A 22,398-nucleotide genomic window follows, 5' to 3' on the forward strand; every position below is an offset into this window, starting at 1 on the left:
ACAGCGAAAGGATCCGATCAGGGTGACGAGCGTGTCCGAGACGGGACGCACCATCAGCAACCCGGTGATCCCCGGCTTCCACCCCGACCCGTCCATCTGCCGGGCGGGCGACGACTACTACCTCGCGTGCTCCAGCTTCGAGTACTTCCCCGGCATCCCCCTCTTCCACAGCCGCGACCTGGTGCACTGGACCCAGATCGGCAACGCGCTCGACCGCCCGGGCCAACTGCGTCTGCCGCCGGCCACGGCCTCCTCCGGGGGGCTCTACGCGCCCACCCTGCGTCACCACGACGGCCGGTTCTGGCTGATCGTCACCAACGTCAGCGCCGACGGCAATCTGCTGTTCACGGCCACCGACCCGGCCGGACCCTGGTCCGACCCGATCCCGCTGCCCGGTGTGCACGGCATCGACCCCGACCTCGCCTGGGACGAGGACGGCACCTGCTGGTGCACCACCGCCGGAGTCGGCCAGATCCGCCTCGACCCCCACACCGGACAGACGTTCGGCGAGCGCCGCCCGCTGTGGTCCGGCGCGCCCGGCGCCAAGGCCCCCGAAGCACCGCACCTCTACCACGTGGGTGACCACTGGTACCTGCTCATCGCCGAGGGCGGCACCGAGCGCGGCCACGGTGTCTCGGTCGCCCGCGGCAGCGCGCCCACCGGCCCCTTCGAACCGTGCCCGGCCAACCCGATCCTGACCCACCGCGGCACCGACCACCCCATCCAGAACACCGGCCACGCCGACCTGGTCCAGGGACCCGACGGCTCCTGGTGGATGGTGCTGCTCGGCGTACGGCCGGGCGGCGGCACTCCCGGCTGGCACGTGCTCGGCAGGGAGACCTACCTCGCCCCGGTCGAGTGGGTCGACGGCTGGCCCGTCGTGGGTGAACTGTCGACCGACCTGCCCGCACCGCCCTGGCCCCTGGAACCCGCCGCCGCCCCGCCGGAGCGTCGGGACGACTTCGACGTCACCGACCTCGCCCCGCAGTGGATCTCGCTGCGCCGGCGCCCCCCGGAGGACTGCACCACGAAGGAACGGTCCGGCTGGCTGACCCTGCGCGCCCGCGGCACGTCCCTCGACGACGCCGAGGTGACGTTCCTGGGCCGGCGCCAGCAGCACCGGGCGTGCCGGGTGCGCACCCTGGCCGACGTGGGGGAGGGGCAGGCCGGAGGACTGGCCGTCCGCCTCGACGAGAGCCACCACTACTCCGTCGAGGTCGCGTCCGGGCAGGTGCGGGTGCGGGCCCGCATCGGCCCATTGCACACCGTGGTGGCATCCCGGCCGGTGCCGCCGGGGCCCGTGGTGCTCCGCGTGGAGACCACGCCGGTGCGCACCATGACCGACGCGCGCACCGGACCCGACTTCGTCTCGCTCGGCTTCGAGGAGCCGGACGGCACCTTCGTCGAACTGGCCTCGCTGGACGGCCGTTATCTCTCCACGGAGGTCGCCGGCGGCTTCACGGGCCGGGTCCTCGGTCTGTTCGCCACCGCCGGAGCCGTGCACTTCGACTGGTTCGACCACGAGCCGCTGGAGGACTGAGGAACCGGGCCCGCACCAGGTCTCACGCGGTCGCCCTCACCTCCAACCGCCGCTGCCGCCGCACGCGTTGCAGCTCCGGGTCGGGGACGGGGGCGGCCGCGACCAGCCTGCGGGTGTACTCGTGCTCCGGCCGGTCGCAGACGTCGACGCTCGATCCCTCCTCCACGATCCGCCCGTGCTGCAGGACCAGGGTGCGGGCGGCGAACTCCTTGACGACCGCGAGGTCATGGGTGATGAACAGGTACGCGCACCCGAGGGTGTCCTGGAGTTCGGTGAGGAGGGCCAGCGCCGCCGCCTGGGTGGTGACGTCGAGGGCGCTGGTCGGTTCGTCGCAGATGATGAGCCGGGGCCTGCGGGCGACCGCCCGGGCGATGGCGATGCGCTGGCGCTGACCTCCGCTGAACTGCGCCGGGTACCGGTCCGCCGCGTCCTCCGGCAGACCGACGCGGCGCAGCAGTCCGGCGATGTCGTCGCGGACCTCTTCGGGCGAGCGGGACGAACCGGCGAGCAGCGGTTCGGCCAGCGTCCGGCCCACGGGCAGCGCGGGGTTGAGCGACCCGTACGGGTTCTGGAAGATCGCCTGGAGGTCGGAGGCGAGCAGCCGCCGGGCCCGTCCGGCGAGCCGGGTGATGTCCCGCCCGTCGAGCAGGACCCGTCCCCCGCCGACCGGGGTGAGGCCGAGGACCGCGCGGCCGATGGTGGTCTTGCCCGAGCCGGACTCACCGACGAGCGCGACCGTCTCGGCATGTCCCACCTCGAACGACACGTCCTCGATGACCGTCGTCGGGGGCTTGCGGAAGCCGCGCCCCGGGTAGCGGACCGCGAGGCGGTCGATCTGGAGTACAGGTGTTCCGGTCACGCGATCCTGCCCTCGGTCCGAGCGATGCTGGGGGTGCTCTCGATGAGCTTCTTCGTGTACGGGTGCCGGGGCCGGTAGAAGATGTCCTCCACCGAGCCCTCCTCCACGATCCGGCCCTGTTCCATCACGATCGCGCGGTCGCAGCTGTCGGCCACCACCCCCAGGTCGTGGGTGATCAGGATGATCGCCATGCCGCGCTCGTCGCGCAGCGACCGCAGCAGATCGAGGATGCCCGCCTGCACGGTCACGTCCAGGGCCGTGGTGGGTTCGTCGGCGATCAGCACCTTCGGCGATCCGGCCAGTGCCATGGCGATGACGACGCGCTGGAGCATGCCGCCGGACAGCTCGTGCGGATGCCGGCGCGCGACGTCGTCCGGGTCGCGCAGGTGCACGCTGGTCAGCAGATCGCGGATGCGCTGCCGTACGGCGTCCTTGCCGCCCGGTGTGCCGCCGGTGCGCCGGATGACCTCGGCCAGCTGGGAGCCGATGGTGAAGTACGGGTCGAGGGCCACCATGGGCTCCTGCGACACCAGGGCGATCTCGCTGCCCCGGAGGCGCTGCAGCTCACGCTCGGACAGGCCGCTGACGCGGGTGCCGTCCAGCCACGCGGTGCCGCTCGTCACCGTGCCGTTGGGAGGCAGGAGTCCGAGCAGGGACAGCCCCGTCACCGTCTTTCCGCTGCCGGACTCGCCCACGAGACCGAAGATCTCCCCGGGGCGGACGGTGAAACCGATGGAGTCGACGACGGTACGCGGCCCCTGCGCGGTGGCGAAGGCGACGGAGTAGTCGCGCACGGCGAGCACCGCGCCGGCCGGCGCCTTGGCGGTGTCCTGGGCGACCGCCGCGGGAGCGGGGCGCCGCAGCCGGCCGCCGGTGGCCTGCCGGCGGTCCTGTTCGAGATCGCGCAGCCCGTCGCCGACGAGGCCGAACGACAACGACATCAGGCCGATCACACCACCGGAGACGAACAGCGGATAGGGGTTCTGCTGCATGATCTGCGCGGCCTCCCCGACCATGCCGCCCCAGCTCGGGGCGGGCGCCGGAGTGGCGAGGCCGAGGAAACCGAGGCCGGTCTGGATGGCGAGGGCGTTGCCGGAGAAGAGGAAGACCGGCACCAGCAGCTGCCCGGTCAGGCGCGGGAGGATGTGCCGGGCCATGATCCGGACCGGACCGAGCCCGGACACCCTCGCGGCGTCCACGAACAGCTCCTCACGCAGTGCCAGACAGGTGCTGCGGATGATCCTCGCGAGTCCCGCGGAGGCGAAGAAGCCGAGCGTGAGCATGGCGGCGACATTGCTCTGGTAGAAGATCGCGAGGACGGCGAGCGTGATGATGACCGCCGGGACCGAGAGCATGACGTCCAGCACGGCGACGATGACCCGGTCGGTCCAGCCCCGCAGATAGCCGGCCAGCACGCCCAGGGTCATGCCGGTGACGGCGTACACGAGGACGGCCGCCGCCACCCCGACCAGGGTCGGCCGTCCTCCGTAGAGCAGTCGGCTCAGCACGTCGCGGCCGAGGACGTCGGTGCCCAGGGGGTGGTTCGCCGACGGACCGGACAGGGTGTGCAGCAGGTCCTGCGCGAGCGGGGGGTGCGGCGCCAGGAGCGGGGCGAGGATCACGGCGACGGTGATCCCGAGGACCACGACCAGGGCCGTGGCGGCGACGGGACGGCGCCCTATCCCGGCGAAGGGGTTGGTCCTCGCCCGTGATCGCGCCCTGGGGGGCGCCTCGACAGTGGTCATTCCGTACGTACCTTCGGGTTGAGGAGGCTGTAGAGGACGTCCACGAGCAGGTTCACCACGATGACCATGACCATGAAGGTGATGGTGAGGCCCTGGACGACCGGGAGGTCGTGCTGGTTGGTCGCGTCCACGACCGTGGTGCCGAGACCGGGCAGGGTGAAGACGTTCTCGATGAGGATCGTGCCGGGGATGAAGGTGATCATCATCAGACCGATCGTGGTCACCACCGGCAGCCCGCAGCCGCGCAGGGCGTGCTTCCAGATGATCGACGCGGGCCGGATGCCGGAGGCTCGCAGCGTTCTGATGTGGTCGAGGCCGAGGGTGGTCAGCATGGCGTCCCGGGTGACCTTGGAGATGAACGCGATGCCGCCGATCGCGAGCGAGATCACGGGCAGCACCAGACCGGACGCCCACTGCCCCGGCGACTCGGCGAACGGGGTGTATCCGGTGGCGGGGAAGAACCCGAACTTCACGGCGAACACGGCGACCAGCACCAGGGCGATCCAGAAGTTGGGCACCGCGCTGCCCAGCAGCGACACGATGTCGAACAGCCGGCGGCCGACCCGGCCGCGTGTCGCGCTGTGGACCCCGAGCAGGACGCCGACCAGGGTCGCGAGCACGGTTCCCCCGATCACCAGCGCCAGGGTGACCGGCAGCCGCTGCCCGACCAGCCCCAGCACGGATTCACCGGAGAACAGCGAGCTGCCGAGATCACCGCGCAGGAGGTCGCGCAGATAGAGCCAGTACTGCACGACGACCGGCTGGTCGAGATGCATGGCGGCCCGCAGCGCGTCGTACTGTTCCGGCGTCGCGTTGATGCCGAGCACCGTGCGTGCCGGGTCACCCGGCACGAACGACTCCAGGAGGAAGGTGATGGCGGAGACGATGAGGAGAAGCGGGACGGACAGCGCCAGCCTGCGGAGAATGATGGGAAGCATCGGCCCTCGTCAGCGAGTGGTCCACAGGGTGTTCGAGGTCAGCTGTGCGCCGCCCGGCGGGAACTTCACCCCGCGCAGCTCGCTGTTGTACATGGCGATGGTGTCGGTACCGGAGATGGGCAGGGCGAGTGCCTTGCGCACGATCACGTCGGTGAGGTCCACGGACGCCTGCGCGCCGGCCTTCGCGTCCGCCGACGCGAGCCGGGCGTACGCGGCGTCGACGTCCGGGTCGTCCGCCCCGAAGACGTTCATGATGCCCGTCTTGCTGAAGGGCGGCTGCTGCGCGTAGAAGTTGGCCTCGCCGCCCGTGCCGGGCGAGAGCACGGTGGCCGCGTACTTCTTCGTCAGCAGGTCGTTGATCCAGCCGCCGAAGTTCGTGGCGGCCCGCAGCTTCAGCTTGACGCCCACCTGGGCGAGTTGCTGCTGCACGGCCTGGACCATCTTGGCCGTCGAGGGGTCGAACGACCCGTAGTTCACCGGGATCGTCAGTCCGCTCCCGTAACCCGCCGCCTTCAGCAGCTTCTTGGCCTTGGCCGGGTCGTAGGGGTACATCTTCGCGGCCTCGGGGCTGTAGCCGTCGTAGCCGGGCATCTGCGGCTGGGAGACCGGAGTGCCGTAGTCCCCGTAGACCGCCTTGGTGATCGCGGCCCGGTCGACGGCGAAGTTCAGCGCCTGGCGCACCCGCACGTCGCCGAGGCCCTTGACGACGGTGCCCTCACGGTCCAGGAGGAACAGGCCCGCCCAGGTGGTGGGCTTCTGGAGCGTGGTGATCGCCTTGTCGCCCTTCACGGTCGGCGCCACGTCTGGGGTGCCGTACATGAGGTCGATCTGGCCCGACTTCAGGGCCTGCACCTGGGAGTTGACGTTCGGCATCACCCGGACGGTGATCTTCTTGAAGTGGATCGCGGACTGGTCGTAGAAGTTCTTGTTCGGGACGTAGACGTAGTGGTCGCCGGAGACCGACTGCTGGGCGCTGTACACGTACGGTCCGGCGCCGAAGGTCGAGGAGGCCAGCTTCTTCGGCGTCCTGAGCCCGGCCGGGCTGATGATGGCGCCGCCCATGTAAGGGGGTGTGAACAGGGTGCCCATGTCGGGGTTGGGCGTGGGACTGGTGATCACCACGGTCGAGCTGCCGGACGTCGCGAACGTCAGGGGCCGGAACCAGGCGGCGGCGGGGCCGCTGCCCTTCTGGAAGTACGTGAAGGAGTTGACGACGTCGGTGGCGGTGACCGGGGTGCCGTCGGCGAACTTGGCGCCCTTGCGCAGCCGCAGCTCGAACGTGGTGTTCTTCTTGCCGACGTAGCCCCACTTGTCGGCCAGGCCGGCGCCGAGGCTGCCGTCGGGCCTGCGGGTCAGCAGGGTCGCGTAGGCGGGGTCCATGTAGTTCAGGAAGGGCCCGACGGCGACTGCCGAGGGATCCAGGCTGTTGGGCGCGGAGGACAGGGCGATGGTGAGGTCCACCGGGCCTGCGCCGGCGCCCTTGCTGTCGCTCTGTCCGCCGCCGCAGGCGGCGAGCGTGAGGGTGACCACGACGCCGATGGAGGCCTGGAGTGCGGTTCTTCTCTTCATTGAGGGTCTCCGAAGGACGAGGCGGGTCCGATGAGGAGGTCGCCAGGGAGTGCCACCGGGGCGGACCGCCCGGGGGCCGGATGCGTGATGTCGATGTGCGGTTCGTCGGCGGGGACCGCCGGAGGCGGAGGGCGACGGTGAGGGCGCGAACGGACCGGGCCCGGTGCGACGTACCCGGAGGATCACTCCGTCTCGTGGGTGCCGCGGACCGTCTGCTTCAATGTCGGCGATCGGATGAGTCGACAGACCATCCCCTCGCGCAACCTCGCTTCATGGCTACGTGCCGTTGCTTTAACGTGTCGCTAACACGTTAAAGTGGGTGTCCGTAAACTAACTGTGTCTCCTGCGTCGCGCAAGAGGTTCGTGGAAGGTGGTCGTCTATGGCTTCGCGAAGCGGGAGAGTGACGAGTGCGGACGTGGCCCGCGAGGCCGGTGTGTCGCGGGCTACGGTGAGCTTCGTCCTCAACAACACGGCCCATCAGAAGATCACCGACGCGACCCGGCAGCGCGTGCTGGACGCGGCCCAGCGGCTCGGCTACGCGCCGTCGGCCGCGGCGCGCACCCTCCGATACGGCCGCTCCGACGTGGTCCTCGGGCTGCTGCCCGACTGGCCGCTCGGCTACGCGACCGGCCTGCTCATCCAGGAGCTGACGCTTGCGTTCGCGAAGCGGAACCTGACCTTCGTCGTCCACTCCGGCATCCGGGGCGCCCGCTCGCTCGGCGAGATCTGGAAGGCCCTCACTCCGGCCGCCGTCCTCTCCTTCGAGCCGTTCTCCGACGCCGACGCGACAGCGATGCGGGCCGCCGGGATCGAGGTGATCGCCGCCCTGTACGACGACGGGGGCCTCGGCTCGGACGAGGGCGTCACGAACGCGAACGCGATCGGCGCGGCGCAGGCCCGCCATCTCGCCGCCGCGTCCCACCGCCGGCTGGGCTACGCCTACCCCGACGACGAGCGCGTCGCCGTCTTCGCCCGGCCGCGCCTGGACGGGGTCCGCAGGGTCTGCGCCGAGCTGGGACTGCCGGCCCCCGACGTCCGGACGATCCCCCTGGAGCCGGGCGCCGCCACCGACGCGGTCCGGTCCTGGCTCGCCGCCGATCCCCAGGTGACCGGGGTCTGCGCGTTCAACGACGACGTGGCGATGAGCGTGCTGGCCGGGCTGCGGCACCTCGGCCTCGAAGCGCCCCGGGACATGGCGGTGATCGGCGTCGACGACACCCCCGCGGCGGCGGTCTCCTGGCCACCGCTCACCAGCGTCGTCCAGGACCTCCCCGGGATCGCCGAGCTGTACGCGAACTCGGTCCGGTCCGCACTCGACGGCACGGCGGCCCCCGCGAGCACGGTGGAGCCGAACATCCGGCTGGCGGTCCGCGAGTCGGCGTGAGGGTTCGGACCGGCGAGGAGAGGGCTCCCGCTGACCTGACCTGACCTGACCTGACCTGACCTGACCTGACCTGACCTGACCTGACCTGACCTGATCCGAGCCGACCTTGGCTGTTCAGGTCAGGTCAGGTCAGGGCCGAGGCCGTGGTGAAACCCAGGGGACGGTCCGGCTTCGGTGTGCACCGCCGCAGCCGTGTGCTCCGTACCCTCCCGGCGCGCACGGCCTCTCGCTCCTCTCTTCCCCTGTCCCCGTCCTGACGCCACGGAAGGCGGTCCCCATGCCCCTCGACCCGCATCTCGCCGAGAGACTGCACCTTCTCGCCGGTCTCACGTTCCCCGATCTCGCCGACCCGGACGCGCAGGCCCGGTTCGCCGAGTTCATGCGGGACCCCTCGGAGTGGACCCGCCCCGCCGACGTCGTGGTCGAGGACCGCGAGATACCCGGTCCGCACGGCCCCGTGCCCGTGCGGTCGTACGTTCCGGGGCGCCCCGGCTCCGCCGCCGTGCTGTGGGCGCACGGCGGCGGCTTCCTCGGAGGCGACCTCGACATGCCCGAGGCGCACGTCGTCGCGGCCGAACTCGCGGCGCGGGCGGGGGCCGTGGTGGTCTCCGTCGACTACCGGCTGGCGGTCGGCGGCGTCCGGTACCCCGTCCCGCTGGACGACGTGTGCGCCGCCTGGAGGTGGCTCAGGACCGAACTGGCCCCCGACGCCGACGTCGTGGCCCTCGGCGGAGCGAGCGCGGGCGCGGCGCTGGCGCTCGCCACGGCGCTGCGGGACCGGGACGAAGCCCTGCGGCCGGCCGATCTCCTGCTGCTCGCCTACCCGTTCGCGCACTTCCCCGTCCCCGCACTGGACAGCGCGACGGCGGCCGAGATGGCGGCACTGCCGCCGACGATGCGGTTCACCACCCGGGACATCGAGTTCATGGTGGAGAACTACGTCGGCCGGCTCACCGACCTCCCGCGCGACGCGCTGCCGGGCGCGGCCGCGCTGCGGGGCCTGCCTCCCGTGCATGTGCTGGTCTGCGAGTACGACGACCTGCGACCCTCGGCCGAACTCCTCGTTCGGCAGCTGACCGCCTCCGAGGTCGAGGTCAGGAGCAGTCTGGCCGCCGGTATGCCGCACGGCCACCTCAACCGGACCCCGGCCCTCGCCGAGGTCGGCCGGTCACTCGACCTCTTCGCCGACGCGCTGCGCCGACGCACACCCCTGGCCGTACGGGGCGGCCCGTGCGAAGGCGGCCCGCCGCGTGTCAGGGAGCAGCGGGCCGCCGTCTGTGGGCCCGGTCCTCGGACCGGGCGGGAAGGAGCCGGTAGGGACGGGCTCCGGTGGTGGGGGACGGTCAGGGACGGGTGAGCGGACGCAGGGACAGGACGTGGCTGCCGGAGGCGAGCGCGTCGACGGGCTCCGTACAGGTCCAGCCCTCGGGCGCGCTGAACCGTCCGGTGGTGCCGGGCGGCAGGACGGCCCGCACCGTGAGGGAACCGTCGCCGATCGACCAGGCGACGGACGCGGTGCCGTAGGGAGTGTCGACCGCGGCCTCGGCGGAGGTGAGCGTGGCGCCGGGGCGCGGGGCGATGTCGAGGGTGCGGTACCCGGGCGAGGCGGGGCGCAGACCTGCCACGGAGCGGTAGAGCCAGGAGGCGACCGCGCCGTAGGCGTAGTGGTTGAACGACAGCATGGTGCCGGCGTTCTCGACGTCGACGGTGCCGTCGGGACCGATGGCGTCCCACCGCTCCCACATGGTCGTGGCACCGCGGGAGACCTGGTGGAGCCAGCCGGGACACTCGGGGTTGAGCAGCAGTTCGTACGCCTCGGCCACATGGCCCGTGTCGCCGAGGGCGGGCAGCACGAAGGGTGTGCCCAGGAAACCGGTGGCGATACGGCCTCCGTTCGCCCGCACCAGGCTCGCCAGGGCCTTGCCCACCTCGGCGCGCTCGCCGGCCGGCGCGATGCCGAACTCCAGGGCGAGGGCGCAGCCCGTCTGGGTGGTGCGGGCGTGGTCGCCCCACTTCCGCCAGGCGGCCTCGGCGGTACGCCGGTGCAGGGCCGTGTACCGGTCGGCGTCCTCGGGGAAGCCCAGTTCACGGGCCGCGTCGGCGAGCAGCCGGGCGCTGTGCGCGACGAAGGCGGTGGCGACGTACCCGGAGTCGGTGGTGGCCGCCGCCGGGTTCTCCGGCGGGGCAGCGGGGTCGAGCCAGTCGCCGAGCTGTGCGTTGCCGCTCCAGGTGCCGTCCTCGTCCAGGTGCGCGACGGTGAACTCGACCCACGCGCGCATCGCCGTGTAGTGGCGTTCCAGCAGGTGCGGTTGGCCGTACGCCTCGAAGAGGGCGGCCGGTACGACCGTGGCGGCGTCGCCCCAGCCCGCGGCGGCCCCGGCGAACGGCAGCTCGGCGGGCGGGAGTTCACCGAGCGGAACGTCCGGGACCACCATCGGCACCGCCCCGTCGGGGCGTTGCTGGATGCGGAGGTCGGTGAGCCGGCTGTCGAGGAAGGAGGCACTGTCGAAGGTGGCGCACGCCGTCGGAGCGAAGGCCATGATGTCGCCGGTCCAGCCGAGCCGTTCGTCGCGCTGGGGGCAGTCCGTGGGCACGGCGAGGAAGTTGCCGCGCTGGGAGCGTACGACGTTGGCGTACAGCGTGTTGACGCGTTCGTCGGAGCAGTGGAACTCCCCGATCCGGCGTAGGTCGCCGGCGACGACCTCGACCTCGACCGCCTCCACGGACACATCGGGGGAGGCGTCGATCTCGGCGTACCGGAAGCCGTGGAAGGTGAACTCCGGGGTCAGGTCGGCCGGGCCCTCGGCCAGGGTGTACCGGTCCGTGGCCCGGGCGCCGCGCAGGATGCTCGTCAGCAGGCGGCCGTCGCCGTCGAGGACCTCGGCGTGCCGGACGGTGACGGTGCCGCCCGGCCGTCCGTCGGCGCGGATCCTCAGCCGACCGGTCACGTTCTCGCCCGCGTCGACGGCGATGGTGCCGTCCGCGAGGGTTCGCAGCCGCGGCCGGACGGTCCGGACGACGCGCACGGGTGGATGGGCCCGCTGCCCCAGCCCTTCGGGCAGGGGCAGGACGGCGACGGGTTCCCAGCCGTCGTCGGCGAACCCCGGCAGCTGCCAGCCGTGGGGCTCGGCGCGGAGGTCGCGTTCGCAGCCGTCGTACAGGTCCGCCGACAGCAGGTCCCCGTAACCGCCCTTCCAGCGGCCGTCGGTGATGACCGTGACCCGCGTGCCGTCGGTGAGGTCGACTTCGAGTTGGGCGAGCAGGCCCGTCGTGTCACCGTAGACGTCACGGTTCTTGTGCCAGGTGAGGTGGCCCCGGAACCAGCCGTCGCCGACGGCGGCGGCGAGGGCGTTCGGGCCGGGGCGGAGCAGGCCGGTGACGTCGTAGGTGGCGTAGAGCAGCCGGTCGGGGTAGCTGGTCCAGCCCGGTTCCAGCAGGTCGGCGGAGACGGGCCGGCCGTTGAGGGTGGTGCGGTGGACGCCGAGCGAGGTCACGTACAGACGGGCCGACACCGGCTCCGCCGGGAGGTGGAACTCCCGGCGGAGCAACGGCACGGGGCCGGGGGAGGGGCGGCCCCGGTCACTGGGCACATGGACGGGCCGGGCAGCCCAGTCCACGGCGTCGAGCAGCGCGCCCTCCACACGGGCGGGGTCGCTCCACCGCGTCCATCCGCGATCGGTCCGGACCCGGACGCGCCAGTGACGGGTCTCGCGGCTGCTCAGCGGCTGGGCCGGCCACGGGTGGTCGGTCACCGTGCCGGACTCGACCTGACCGCTGGAGGTGGTGTCGTCGAAGGAGGGGGCGCCGGACACCTGGATCTCGTAGGCGTGCTGGAGGATGCCCGGTCGCGTTCCGGTCAGTGACCACGAGAGGCGGGGCATGGCGTGCGCGGTGGCGACGAGGCCGGAGTCGTCGGCGGTGCGCAGTCCGGTGACCGAGACCGTGATGTCCGTGGGGGTCTGTTCGGCGGGTGCCGTCGGGTTCATGGCTTGAGGTGTTTCCGGAAGAAGCCCAGCGTCAAGCCGTGCAGCGTGGCGCGATGGGGGACGGTGCCCCAGGCGTGGTCCGCGCCTTCCACGACCTCCAGTTCGGCGTTGCCGTCGTAGTGGTCCAGGTAGCGGCGCGCGTACTCCAGGGGAGCGATGTCGTCCTTGTCGCCGTGCAGGATGCGCACCGGTCCGGTGTACGTCCCGGACCGCCCGTACACGTCGAGGCCGACGATGTCGTCGACGAGTGCCTGGCTCATCCGGTGGCCGTCGGCGTCGAAGTATCCCTTCGCCTCGATCTCCGCCGCGAGCGCGCGGCCCTTGAGATAGCCCTTTGCCAGCTCGAACGGGGCCACGGCGGCGGGGGACCACAGGCACAGCGCGCCGATGCCGGTCTCCTCGGCCGCCGTGATGCCGGCGACCACGCCGCCCATGCTCATGCCGACCAGACCGATGCGCTCGGGGTCGACGAAGTCGAAGGTCCGGACCGTACGCAGGATGGCGCGGGTCTCGGCTATCTCGCCGGTGATGGTCACGCCGAAGAAGTCGCCGTCGCTCTCGCCGTGGCCGGAGAGATCGAAGCGGACCGAGGCGATGCCGTGGTCCGCCAGCAGCCGGGACATCGCGACGAAGTTCGGCAGTTCGAGGCGGTTGGAGCTGAAGCCGTGGACGAAGACCACGGTGGGGCGGCGGGTGTCCGCCGGTCCCTCGGGGATGTGCAGCGTCGAGCGCAGCGTCAGGTCGTGGTGACGGAAGTCGTGGTGGCGGATCAAGGCACAGCCTTTACGGTCGTGACGGAGGTGGGAGTGCCGCCCGGGGAGGCGGGCGCCTCGGGGTGGGCGGCGGCGAGGAACTCGGGGTGCGGTGGGCCGGCGGGGCCGGCCGGGGAGACCGCGGGCAGGCGCGGCACCCAGACGAGACCGATGACCGCCGAGACGGCGGTGACGCCGAGGAGCAGGCCGAAGAAGAGCCGGGTGTGGCCGAGGGCGAAGGCCGGCGTGCCCAGTGCGGCCAGTCCGGCGAGAGCCCGGGTGAAGGCCATGGTCACGCCGGTCGCGGTGGCCCGCAGCAGGGTGGGGAAGAGTTCCTGGGACCAGATCTTGTAGACGGACTCACCGGCGAAGGAGTTGCCGAGGCCGGAGACGAGCATGACGGCGACCAGGGTGAACCTGCCCGGTCCGAGCAGGGCGGGCAGGGCCCAGGCGACGACGATCAGGGCGGTGCCCGCGGCGAACCAGACGCGACGGGCGGGCCGGTCGACCACGCGCATGAACAGCAGACCGGCGACGAAACCCACCGGCAGCCCGAGCAGGGTCAGCCGTGAGTACTCCGCGACCTCCCCCTCGGCCAGGGCGGTCCACAGGAAGGTGCCGAACTGGCCGAGGGTGTTCGCGCCGAGGTTCCAGGTGGCGTAGTAGAGGCCGGTGGCGAGCAGGGCGCCGACGGTCGGCGCCCGGAAGAGGTCCCTGACACGGCCGAACTCGATGGCCGCACCCGCTTCGCCGGGCGCGGCGGGGCGTGCGTCGGCGGCCCGGCGTGCGGCCGCCCACTCGGCGGACTCACTGAGGGTGAGGCGCAGGAGCAGGACGACGACGGCCACGATCAGCAGATGGGCGAAGAGGATCCGGCCGCCGAGCATGCCCCGCGCCCCCATGAAGGAGCTGAGCAGCAGGACGGCCACGATGCCGGCGAGCCAGAGCATGCCGGAGAACACCACCATGGTGCCCTTCCTGCCGGGCGGCGCCTCCTCGTTCACGAGGGCGAGCGACACGGGCAGGTCCGCGCCGATGGCCAGGCCGGTGGTCACGACCCCCGCGAACAGCAGGGCGGGGCTCGCGGCCACGAGGAGCAGCAGGACGCCCGCCGCGTACAGGACGAGGGAGACGGTGAAGACCGCGCGACGGCCCAGGCGGTCGCCCAGCCGGCCGCCGAAGAGCGCACCGGCGGCGAACGCCAGGGTCTGCAGTCCCAGGAGGGAGCCGATGGTCTCGGGGCTCAGCCGGAGGGGCGCGGCGTAGTAGCCGCCGATGGCGATGCCGGACGTCACCAGGGCGGCGGCGTCCAGGTAGGAGGCCATGCCGGCGAGGGTCGCGGTCTTCCAGGGGGCGCTGCGTGAGCTTGTGGGGCCGGGCATGGGTCCTCTTCGCTGAGTACCGGGGGCGGGGACGGTGGGGACCTGGAGGGGGTGGGGCGCCGGGAGCGGTGCCGGAACCCGTCGGCGGGTTTCGCTACGGAACGTTACTTAAACGCGCCACTTAAACGTGTAGGTTGACTGAGCGGGTAAGCTAGCCCGCGATCACGCGGTTTGGCAAGAGGTCTGTCGGAGCTGTCGGAGGGTGGGGGCGCATGGCCGGGACGTCCAAGGGCAGACGACGGGTCACCAGCGGGGACGTCGCGCGGGAGGCCGGAGTCTCGCGGGCGACGGTCAGCTACGTTCTCAACGACACCCCGCACCAGAAGATCGCCGAGGCCACCCGCCGACGGGTGTGGGAGGCCGCCGCCCGCCTCGGCTACGCGCCCTCGGCCGCCGCGCGCACCCTGCGGACCGGGCGCTCCGACATCGTGCTCGGCGTGCTGCCCGACTGGCCGATCCAGCATGTGCTCGGCCGCCTCATCCAGCAGCTGACCAATGCCTTCGCCGAACACGAGTTCACCTTCCTCGTGCACTCGTCGGCCCGGCCGGCCCGGCCCCTGCGGGAGATCTGGCGGGCCCTCACACCCGCCGCGGTCCTGGCCCTGAGCGAGTTCCCCGAGACCGAGGCCGAGGCCATGCGCGCGGTGGGCATCGAGGTCGTCATGACCCTGCACGGCTCGGCACCGGGCGCCCCCCGGTCCCCGCTGGTGTCCGAGGAACCGATCGGCGCGCTGCAGGCCCGGCACCTCGCCGGCTCCCACCAGCGGCTCGGGTACGCCTATCCGGACCTGCCACGACTCGACGTCCTGGCCCAGCCGCGGCTGGACGGCGTCCGCCGGGTCTGCGCCGAGCGCGGTCTTCCGGAGCCCGACGTCCGCGCCGTCCCGCTGGAGCTGAACGGTGCCGCGGACGTGGTGAAGGGATGGCTCGCCGCCGATCCCCCGGTGACGGGCGTCTGCGCGTTCAACGACGACATCGCCATGGCCGTGCTGCTGGCCCTGCAGTCCCTCGGACTCCGCGCCCCGCAGGACCTCGCCGTGATCGGCGTCGACGACATCCCCGGCTCGGCGCTGCTGCGGCCGGCGCTGACCACGGTCGTCCGCGACACCGACACCCTCGCGCGCGGACTGGCACGCCGCGTCGTGGACGCGCTCGAAGGGAAGGAGTCCCCGGCAGGCCCCGTCGAGGACCCGCTGCGGATCGAGGCGCGGGACTCCGCCTGAGGGGACGCGCGACGGGCCGGGCCCGCCCCGGGCCCCGGGACCACGACCGCACCGGTGCCGGGTCCGTACGCGCCCGGCCCGGACGAACCACCGCCGTACGGGACCGTGCGACGCGACCGGAGTCGCCCACCGGCTCCCGGAACGGTCGCTCTCCGTGAGGAGGGTGGACGGCGGGCGGGGCGTCCGGTTACGGTTCCGCCCGTCCGCCCCGGTGCGGGGGCTCGCGCGACACCCGGGCCGAACCACGTTGCCGAGTCCCGCTGTTCGCGGGAGATACCTCCGCGCAGGGCCCGGCAGAGACGGGCGCACGCGCCGGTCCCGTCCGACCGTGAGGGCCAGGGCCTCGGCGCCGTTCCCTGCGACGCCCTTCCACGGATCCCCGCGGACACGCCCACGCCCGTCGGGCGCGCACCCCCACGGCACGGCTCCGCCCCGGCCGAGGGCCCTTCCCGTCAGAGCCGGACGCCATCGACCATCAGCCTTCAGGAGGTCCAGATGACCACGCCCCCTCCGCCGTTCGACCCGGAGCTGGCGGCCGTGCTCGCCGACCTGGGCGACCAGGCACCGACCACCGCTACCCCGGACGACATCCCCGCGGCGCGGGAGCGGCTGCGCGCCGAGGTCCCCCTGCCGACGAACGACGAACTGAGCTGCGGCGGACTCTTCGAGGTGCGGGAGCGGACGGTGCCCGGCCCGCCGGGCGCCCCCGACGTCTCGCTGCTGATCTGCCGGCCGACCTCCGTGCCCGGCCCTCGCCCGATCGTCTACTTCACCCACCCTGGCGGCATGATCGTGGGCACCAACCGTCTGGGGCTGCCCCTGGACTGGGCGGAGGAACTGGGCCTGGTCGTCGTGTCGGTGGAGTACCGGCTCGCCCCCGAGCATCCGCACCCGGCACCGGTCGAGGACTGCTATGCGGGCCTGGTGTGGACGGTCGCGCACGCCGAGGAGATCGGCGGTGACCCGGACCGTCTCGTCCTCGCCGGGGGCAGCGCGGGTGGTGGACTCGCCGCGGCCCTGGCCCTCCTCGCCCGGGACCGCAAGGGCCCACGCCTCCTCGGTCAGCTGCTGATGTGCCCGATGCTGGACGACCGCAACGACACCTTCTCCGCCCACCAGATGGCGGGGCTCGGAGTGTGGGACCGCACCGCGAACGAAACGGGGTGGAACGCGCTGCTGGGGGAGCGGCGTGGAACGGACGCCGTCGAGCCGTACGCGGCCCCGGCCCGCGCGGCCGACCTCTCCGGTCTGCCTCCGGCCTTCATCGACGTCGGCTCCGCGGAGACCTTCCGGGACGAGGACGTCTCCTACGCCACCAGGATCTGGCAGGCCGGGGGAAGCGCCGAACTGCACGTCTGGCCGGGCGGATTCCACGGCTTCGACGGCCTCGTGCCCGGGGCGGCCGTGTCGGTGGACGCCCGGGAGGCCCGGCTGCGGTGGCTGCGACGGCTGCTGGGGGAATGACGGGAGGCACCGGACCATGCCGACCACCCGCCCGGCGCGGCCGCGGGGCGGGTGGGTACGTCGGGAGGAGCGGGGCACGGCCGATCCGGTCCTGCCGGGCCGGAAGAGCCTCGGCGGGGTCCGCTCAGGGCGTCGCCGCGTCGCGGACGAGCGCGGTGTCGACGAACTGCTCGAAGCGGACGATGAGGCCGCCGCGGACGATGAAGTGGTGGGCGACCCGGGCGTCGATGTTCTTGCCGGTGTCCTTGTGGGTGGCGGTGTAGCGGGCCAGGACGACGACGTTCTCGCCGTCGACGACGTAGGTGTCGTCGTGGGCGGCCCAGCCGTCCCAGTCCTTGCCGAGCTCTTCCATCACGTTCGAGGTGACGCCGTGCGGGGTGCGGTAGGTGCCGGCGAGGGGGAAGCCGGCCATCTCCGTCCACTCCACGTCGGGGGCGAGGGTGGCGCGCAGGGCTTCGAGGTCGCCGGCGGCGGAGGCCAGGTACTGGCGCCGTACGACATCGGCGGGTGCGGTGGAGGTCGCGAACTCGGTCATGGTCAGCCCCACTTCATCTCGCCCTTGGCGACCTTCGCGCCGATCTGGGCGGCGATGAGCATGCCGTGGTCGGGGTGGCGCTTGACGAGTGTCTCGGTCAGCGCGGCGCCGTCGGCCGCCTGGGCGAGTTCCTCCTCGAACGCTGCGAGGTAGTCGCGGGTGGCGGTGATGGCGGAGGCGTCGGCGGCGGTGCCGGGCAGGCGGTGGCCGGGGACGACGAGCCGGGGGTCGAGGGCGGCCATCTCGTCCAGGAGAGCGGTCCAGACGGCGCGGTCCTCGGGGGTGGGGGTGTCGGCGACCCAGACGTGCTCCTGCTGGAAGAGCAGGACGCCGCCCAGGAGGGCGCGGGACTCGGCCTGCCAGAGGTAGTGGCGGTCGGGCAGTCCGGCGGGGCCGCCCTTGAGCTCGAAGCGGTGGCCCTCCAGGGTGAGGTCGCCGGTCAGCGGGGTGAGGTCGACCAGGCGGGTGGGCAGGTTGGGGCCGAGTGCGGCCCAGGCCTTGAGCTTGCCCTCGTAGGAGTGCCGGATGTGCTCGATGACGATCGGGGTAGCGACGAAGAGCGCGTCCGGGAAGGCGTCGGCGACGACCTCGGCGCCGAAGTAGAAGTCGGGGTCGCCGTGGGAGACGAACACGGTGGTCAGCGTCTTGCCGGAGTCGAGGACCTCGGCGACCAGGCGGTGCCCGTCGGCCCGGGTGAACCCGGCGTCCACCAGCAGCGCCTCGCTCTCACCGGTGACGAGTGTGGCGGTCTTGTTCTTGCTGCCGGCCGGGAAGTCGAGGTCCAGGACCTTGAAGTCGAGGGTGCTCATGAGAGGACTCCTTGCGTGGGGCGGGGACGGGGAAGGTCAGGAGGCGAGGGTGGCGGCGTAGGACGCGAGGCGCCGGTCGATCTCGTCCGCGGAGGCGCGTCCGTAGGCCAGAGGTGCGACGGAGTCGCCCTCGACGGCGAGCAGGGTGGGGAAGCCGGTGACGCCCAGCTCCGCCGCGCGGCGGAAGTCGGCCTGGGCGGCGGCCCGTGCGTCGGGCGATGCGAACGCGGCCACGACGGTGTCGGCGTCCAGCCCGGCGGCCTGGGCGATCGCACGGTAGGTGTCCGGGTCCGACAGGCTGTGGCCGTCGGTGTAGAAGGCGTGCTGCACCTCCGTGGCCAGGGCGGCGGCCCGGTCGGGGGCGGCCTGCCGCAGCGCGGCGACGCCACGGGCGGCCGCCTCGGAGTCCATGACGAACGAACCGTCGGCGATCAGCCGCTGGTACCCCTCGCCGAACTCGGCGCCGGTCAGCTCGGTGATCTGCGCGTTCGCGCCCTGGACGTAGCCGAACTCACGGATCGGCACCCGGCGCGATCCGGTGAACAGGCCGCCGGAGACCACGTCCACCGGCAGTTCGGGGTGGCGTGATGCCACTTCGCGCAGGGTCGCGGAGAACCCGTGGGACCAGCCGCAGTAGGCGTCGAAAACGTAGACCAGCTTCATCATGACCTCAACAGGCGTGTGACGCTCGCCCGGCACGGGCGATCACCTGACAGAACAGTAGCTGACGTGTCAGGTATTTCGGCAGGCTCATGTGACGTGGGTCACGCAAGCTTGCCTTCCGGTGCGAGCGTCGAGCCGAGGCGTCGATGTCGGGCATCGGCCCGAGGGCGGCACCTGGAGATGACCCCGGCAAGGCGGCACGCGGAGCTGGTGCCGGAGGCGTTGCGCGCAGGTCAGGGAAGTCGGGGCAGGGTGTCCCTGGCCGTGTGGCTGAGGATGCGCAGGTCCTCGGTGAACCGCTCGCGGTCCGCCTCCGGGAGAGGGCCGAGGAAGTGCGCCTTGATGTTCTCGACATGGACCCGGGCGGCGCGCACCGTCGTGTCCTCGCCCAGTACGGTCAGCCGGACCAGCTTTCCGCGCCGGTCGGTGGGGGACTCCTGGCGGGTCACGAGCCCGGCCGCCTCCATGCGGTCCACCAGGCGGGTGGCCCCGCCGGAGGTGAGCACCTGCTCCTGGGCGATGGCCCGCATGGACAGTCCCGGCTCGCCCGCCCGTCCGAGGATCAGCAGCACCTCGAACATCAGATGGCTGACACCGCACTCCACCTCCAGCGCCCGCCCGAGGATGTACTCCAGCCGGTTGGCCGCCCCCTGCAGCCGCCCGAACGCCAGCACGAGCTCGTGGTCGGCGGCCTCCTTGGCCGTACTGATGCCTGCCTGCTCATTCACGGCCGCTCCGCCCCTCGCCTGGTTCCGCCCGCCACCGTACCGATCTTGCCCCGGTGCGGGGAGTCGGCGGTCGGCCGGACCGCGTACGCAGGGGCCGCCCGACGATGCCGCTGTCGTCGCCGCCGGCCGCCCGGAACAGCGGTCGGCCGCGGCGACGGGCCGTCAGGCGCCCGGGTGCAGTCCGAGCCAACCGGGCGTCGGGGCGCCCTGGACCTCGCCGAAGTACAGCGCGAAGGTCTGCTTCCAGCGCTCGACCGCGGCGCGGTCGGCCATGAAGCGGGGGAAGCCGTCCACGTTGGCCTGCGGGTACTTCCAGATGGGCTTCAGGCCGGCCGGGGGAGTGACGTCGGTGCGGACGGACCAGCCGTTGAAGGAGCCGTTCTGCATCTCCTTGGACAGCTGCCAGTTGAGGAAGAGCTTGGCGGCCGTGGAGTTCTTCGCCGACCTGAGGATCGCGGTGCGCTGACCCCAGGCCATGAACGGGTGTCCGGCCTCGATCGCGAACGTCACGGGGGAGGAGCCGACCGCGGATCCCGCCGTCCCGACGCCGATCGTCTTCTCACCCCCGAAGACGGCGTCGCCCGGCGAATTGCTGCCCCGGGCGAACCGCACGTCCTGGGCGGCGAAGTCGGCCACCCAGTCCCAGCCGTAGGCACGGGCGTACAGCGCGAACAGGTAGAGCACCGCGTCGTCGTCGTGCGGGAACGACGAGGCGATCCGGCCCTTCCACTTCGGGTCGACCAGGTCGCGCGGGGTCAGCGGCTTCCTGGAGCCGACGGCCGCGGTGTCGTACAGGAAGCTGAAGGCGATCGCGCCGGTGGCCACCCACGTGCCCTGCGGGTCCTTGAAGGCGTCGTACACCTGGGAGAAACCGGCCGGCCTGTAGGGCAGCAGACGGACCTGCTGCTTCCAGCGGTCGAAGTCGTGCAGGGTCTGGAAGGAGACGACGTCCGGCACCACGGTGTCGGTGGCGAACTGGTTGTCGAGCCGCACGTCGTGGTACTTGCTGTAGTCGACGATCAGCGTCAGGTCGATCTCGGGGAAGCGGTCCCGGAAGGCGGCCTTGGTGCCGTCCTGCTGGGTCGGGGTGTCGCCGCCCGCGTAGACGACCAGCCTGCCGCCCTCCGCGAGCGCCGCCCGGTACAGCTCGTCGAGCGTACGGGTCTCCTCGCGTCCGCCGGTCCGTGAGGAAGCCGTCGGAGAGGAAGCCGTCGGAGAGGCCGTGGCCGTGCCGGTCGAAGCACCGAACGCGCCGATGCCGACGGCTGCTCCGGCGCCGGTGGCGAGGACATGTCGCCTGCTGAACCTGGACATACGTGGGAGACCTCTCGGTGGGGGACGGGTGAGACCCGGCGCCTGGCTCCGCCACGACGTCGGGCGTCACTCATCCTCACGCCACCGCTCTCCTTTGGGCAACGTTTCTCAAACATTCGATCGCCCATTCAACCGAACGATTGAACGTCCGGGTGTCGCTCGCAGGGGTCGGGTCACTCCGCCAAGCGGGCGGTGGACCGGCGCGTCACCAGCGTGGGGGAGAGGGTCACCTTGGCCGACGGGCGGCCGTGGTCGGCGATCCGGTCCAGCAGGAGCCGTACGGCGTTGCGGCCCATCTCCCGGCCGGCCTGGTCGACGCTGGTGAGCGAGACCGGGCCGAACGCGGCGAACGTGGTGTTGTCGTAACCGGCCACCGAGAGGTCGCCGGGAACCGACAGTCCGGCGTCGGCGAGCGCTTCCAGCACCCCCATGGCGACGACGTCCGCCCCGGCGAAGAGGGCGGTCGGCCGGGCGGCCGGGGGCCGGGCCAGCAGCTCCTGCGCCGCCCGGTGGCCGCCCTCCTGGCTGTAGCTGGTGGAGATCACGTCGATCTGCTCCGCCAGCCCCTGCACCCTCATGGCCTGCCGGTATCCGTCCGCGCGACGGGCGTTGGGCATCTCCGCGAGCCGCGCGGTGTCGGTCTCGTGATGCTCGACGTGGGCGATCCGGTGGTGGCCGAGGCCGGCGAGGTGGCGCACGACGAGGGCCGCGCCCTCGGCGTCGTCGTCGGCCACGGTGTCGTACAGGGCGGAGGAGCCGTGGCGGCCGACGACGACGGTGGGCACCGCGGCGGCGACGTGCTCCAGATGGGCACGGGAGGAGACCGGCGCGACCAGGATGAGGCCGTCCATCCCGCGGTCGATCATCGCCTCGGTGACCCTGGCCTCCGCCTTCTCGCCGTTGCAGCCCGGCCCCAGGAACACCTGGTAGTCGGTCTCCTCCAGCGATTCGGTGACGCCGTCGAGGATCTCGGGGAAGAACGGGTTGCGGATGTCGGGCAGCATCACGCCGATCGTGTACGTCTGCCCCCGCAGGGCCCGGGCGCCCGCGTGCGGACGGTAGCCCAACTCCTCTATGGCGCGGCGCACTTTGGCCTGCATCTCGGGGCTCGCCCCGTAGGCGTTGCGCAGCACCTTGGACACGGACGTGACGGAGACCCGGGCGTGTCGCGCGACGTCGACGATGGTGATCCTGCGACGTGGTGCTGTCGGCTCCATCCGGGTCCTTGCCTCTCTGGTGGCGTCGGGCGGCCGAGTCTAAGGCCGGATTCCGCAGCTCAGGGAGGTGCCCCCGAACGCGGATGTGCCGCCGTCGTCACACCACCGAAGTGTGTGCGGAACATCTTGACGTCCCGCAGGACGCTCCTTAGGGTCTGGCCACACCCTTTGGGAAACGTTACCCAAAACGTTCCGGCCCTCCACGGTCCGGCAGTCGGTGCTTGCCGCCGCTCCGTCGTCGGATTCCAGGACGAAGTGGCAACGGCTTTGCCCCGGCGGGCGCGGAGCG

General features: G+C 72.2%; 18 protein-coding genes. 5 read left to right on the plus strand and 13 right to left on the minus strand.

Annotated elements, in window-relative coordinates; all coding sequences use genetic code 11:
* Window positions 1–22: 22 nt before the first annotated feature.
* The gene (locus SCAB_RS41365) at window positions 23–1,540 is read left to right on the plus strand and encodes a glycoside hydrolase family 43 protein (protein ID WP_231885187.1); all 1,518 of its coding nucleotides are present in this window, start codon (window positions 23–25) and stop codon (window positions 1,538–1,540) included.
* Window positions 1,541–1,562: 22 nt separating this feature from the next.
* On the opposite strand, the gene SCAB_RS41370 is transcribed toward SCAB_RS41365, so the two are convergent.
* Genes SCAB_RS41370 through SCAB_RS41385 form a run of 4 tightly spaced genes read right to left on the minus strand, consistent with a single transcriptional unit; the run spans window position 1,563 to window position 6,651 of the window.
* Entirely contained in the window at window positions 1,563–2,399 is an 837-nt protein-coding gene (locus SCAB_RS41370; RefSeq protein WP_013006029.1) for an ABC transporter ATP-binding protein, read from the minus strand.
* Window positions 2,396–4,144, minus strand: a complete 1,749-nt coding sequence (locus tag SCAB_RS41375) for a dipeptide/oligopeptide/nickel ABC transporter permease/ATP-binding protein (protein WP_041670194.1) — start codon at window positions 4,142–4,144, stop codon at window positions 2,396–2,398. Before SCAB_RS41375 ends, SCAB_RS41370 begins: the two co-directional genes overlap by 4 nt.
* Window positions 4,141–5,082: an ABC transporter permease gene (locus SCAB_RS41380; RefSeq protein ID WP_013006031.1), complete on the minus strand. Its 942-nt coding sequence runs from the start codon at window positions 5,080–5,082 to the stop codon at window positions 4,141–4,143. The genes SCAB_RS41375 and SCAB_RS41380 overlap by 4 nt, the downstream gene beginning before the upstream one ends.
* A gap of 9 nt (window positions 5,083–5,091) precedes the next feature.
* Window positions 5,092–6,651 carry an ABC transporter substrate-binding protein gene (locus tag SCAB_RS41385; protein WP_013006032.1) on the minus strand — a complete coding sequence of 520 codons (1,560 nt, stop codon included), beginning with the start codon at window positions 6,649–6,651 and terminating at the stop codon, window positions 5,092–5,094.
* Window positions 6,652–7,031: 380 nt separating this feature from the next.
* On the opposite strand from SCAB_RS41385, the gene SCAB_RS41390 reads away from it, so the two are divergent.
* Together SCAB_RS41390 and SCAB_RS41395 are read left to right on the plus strand one after the other, a co-directional pair.
* The gene (locus SCAB_RS41390) at window positions 7,032–8,036 is read left to right on the plus strand and encodes a LacI family DNA-binding transcriptional regulator (RefSeq protein ID WP_037728820.1); all 1,005 of its coding nucleotides are present in this window, start codon (window positions 7,032–7,034) and stop codon (window positions 8,034–8,036) included.
* A gap of 277 nt (window positions 8,037–8,313) precedes the next feature.
* Window positions 8,314–9,393, plus strand: a complete 1,080-nt coding sequence (locus SCAB_RS41395; protein ID WP_013006034.1) for an alpha/beta hydrolase fold domain-containing protein — start codon at window positions 8,314–8,316, stop codon at window positions 9,391–9,393.
* Here SCAB_RS41395 and SCAB_RS41400 read toward each other — a convergent pair.
* From SCAB_RS41400 to SCAB_RS41410, 3 genes are read right to left on the minus strand one after another with little or no spacing between them, the layout of a single operon-like run.
* Window positions 9,380–12,022, minus strand: a complete 2,643-nt coding sequence (locus SCAB_RS41400; RefSeq protein ID WP_013006035.1) for an alpha-L-rhamnosidase — start codon at window positions 12,020–12,022, stop codon at window positions 9,380–9,382. The two genes, SCAB_RS41395 and SCAB_RS41400, sit on opposite strands and share 14 nt — an antisense overlap.
* Window positions 12,019–12,795, minus strand: coding sequence for an alpha/beta hydrolase (locus tag SCAB_RS41405; RefSeq protein WP_013006036.1), 777 nt, complete (start codon window positions 12,793–12,795; stop codon window positions 12,019–12,021). The genes SCAB_RS41400 and SCAB_RS41405 overlap by 4 nt, the downstream gene beginning before the upstream one ends.
* Window positions 12,792–14,156 carry an MFS transporter gene (locus tag SCAB_RS41410; RefSeq protein ID WP_013006037.1) on the minus strand — a complete coding sequence of 455 codons (1,365 nt, stop codon included), beginning with the start codon at window positions 14,154–14,156 and terminating at the stop codon, window positions 12,792–12,794. The genes SCAB_RS41405 and SCAB_RS41410 overlap by 4 nt, the downstream gene beginning before the upstream one ends.
* A gap of 212 nt (window positions 14,157–14,368) precedes the next feature.
* On the opposite strand from SCAB_RS41410, the gene SCAB_RS41415 reads away from it, so the two are divergent.
* Together SCAB_RS41415 and SCAB_RS41420 are read left to right on the plus strand one after the other, a co-directional pair.
* Complete coding sequence (locus SCAB_RS41415) at window positions 14,369–15,379, plus strand: LacI family DNA-binding transcriptional regulator (protein ID WP_013006038.1); 1,011 nt, start codon at window positions 14,369–14,371, stop codon at window positions 15,377–15,379.
* A gap of 495 nt (window positions 15,380–15,874) precedes the next feature.
* Window positions 15,875–16,843: an alpha/beta hydrolase gene (locus SCAB_RS41420; RefSeq protein WP_013006039.1), complete on the plus strand. Its 969-nt coding sequence runs from the start codon at window positions 15,875–15,877 to the stop codon at window positions 16,841–16,843.
* A gap of 124 nt (window positions 16,844–16,967) precedes the next feature.
* On the opposite strand, the gene SCAB_RS41425 is transcribed toward SCAB_RS41420, so the two are convergent.
* The 6 genes from SCAB_RS41425 to SCAB_RS41450 form a co-directional block, all read right to left on the minus strand.
* The gene (locus SCAB_RS41425; protein ID WP_173402951.1) at window positions 16,968–17,378 is read right to left on the minus strand and encodes a nuclear transport factor 2 family protein; all 411 of its coding nucleotides are present in this window, start codon (window positions 17,376–17,378) and stop codon (window positions 16,968–16,970) included.
* A gap of 2 nt (window positions 17,379–17,380) precedes the next feature.
* Window positions 17,381–18,187: an MBL fold metallo-hydrolase gene (locus SCAB_RS41430; protein WP_013006041.1), complete on the minus strand. Its 807-nt coding sequence runs from the start codon at window positions 18,185–18,187 to the stop codon at window positions 17,381–17,383.
* 36 nt (window positions 18,188–18,223) lie between these two features.
* The gene (locus tag SCAB_RS41435; protein WP_037728825.1) at window positions 18,224–18,850 is read right to left on the minus strand and encodes a DsbA family protein; all 627 of its coding nucleotides are present in this window, start codon (window positions 18,848–18,850) and stop codon (window positions 18,224–18,226) included.
* Between the two features lie 233 nt (window positions 18,851–19,083).
* Complete coding sequence (locus SCAB_RS41440) at window positions 19,084–19,578, minus strand: MarR family winged helix-turn-helix transcriptional regulator (protein WP_013006043.1); 495 nt, start codon at window positions 19,576–19,578, stop codon at window positions 19,084–19,086.
* A gap of 162 nt (window positions 19,579–19,740) precedes the next feature.
* On the minus strand, window positions 19,741–20,892 hold the full coding sequence (locus SCAB_RS41445; protein ID WP_013006044.1) for an ABC transporter substrate-binding protein: 1,152 nt from the start codon (window positions 20,890–20,892) through the stop codon (window positions 19,741–19,743).
* 173 nt (window positions 20,893–21,065) lie between these two features.
* The gene (locus SCAB_RS41450; protein ID WP_013006045.1) at window positions 21,066–22,109 is read right to left on the minus strand and encodes a LacI family DNA-binding transcriptional regulator; all 1,044 of its coding nucleotides are present in this window, start codon (window positions 22,107–22,109) and stop codon (window positions 21,066–21,068) included.
* Window positions 22,110–22,398: the final 289 nt, after the last annotated feature.

Origin of the sequence: Streptomyces scabiei 87.22, from assembly GCF_000091305.1 — a bacterium.
Lineage (GTDB): Bacteria > Actinomycetota > Actinomycetes > Streptomycetales > Streptomycetaceae > Streptomyces > Streptomyces scabiei.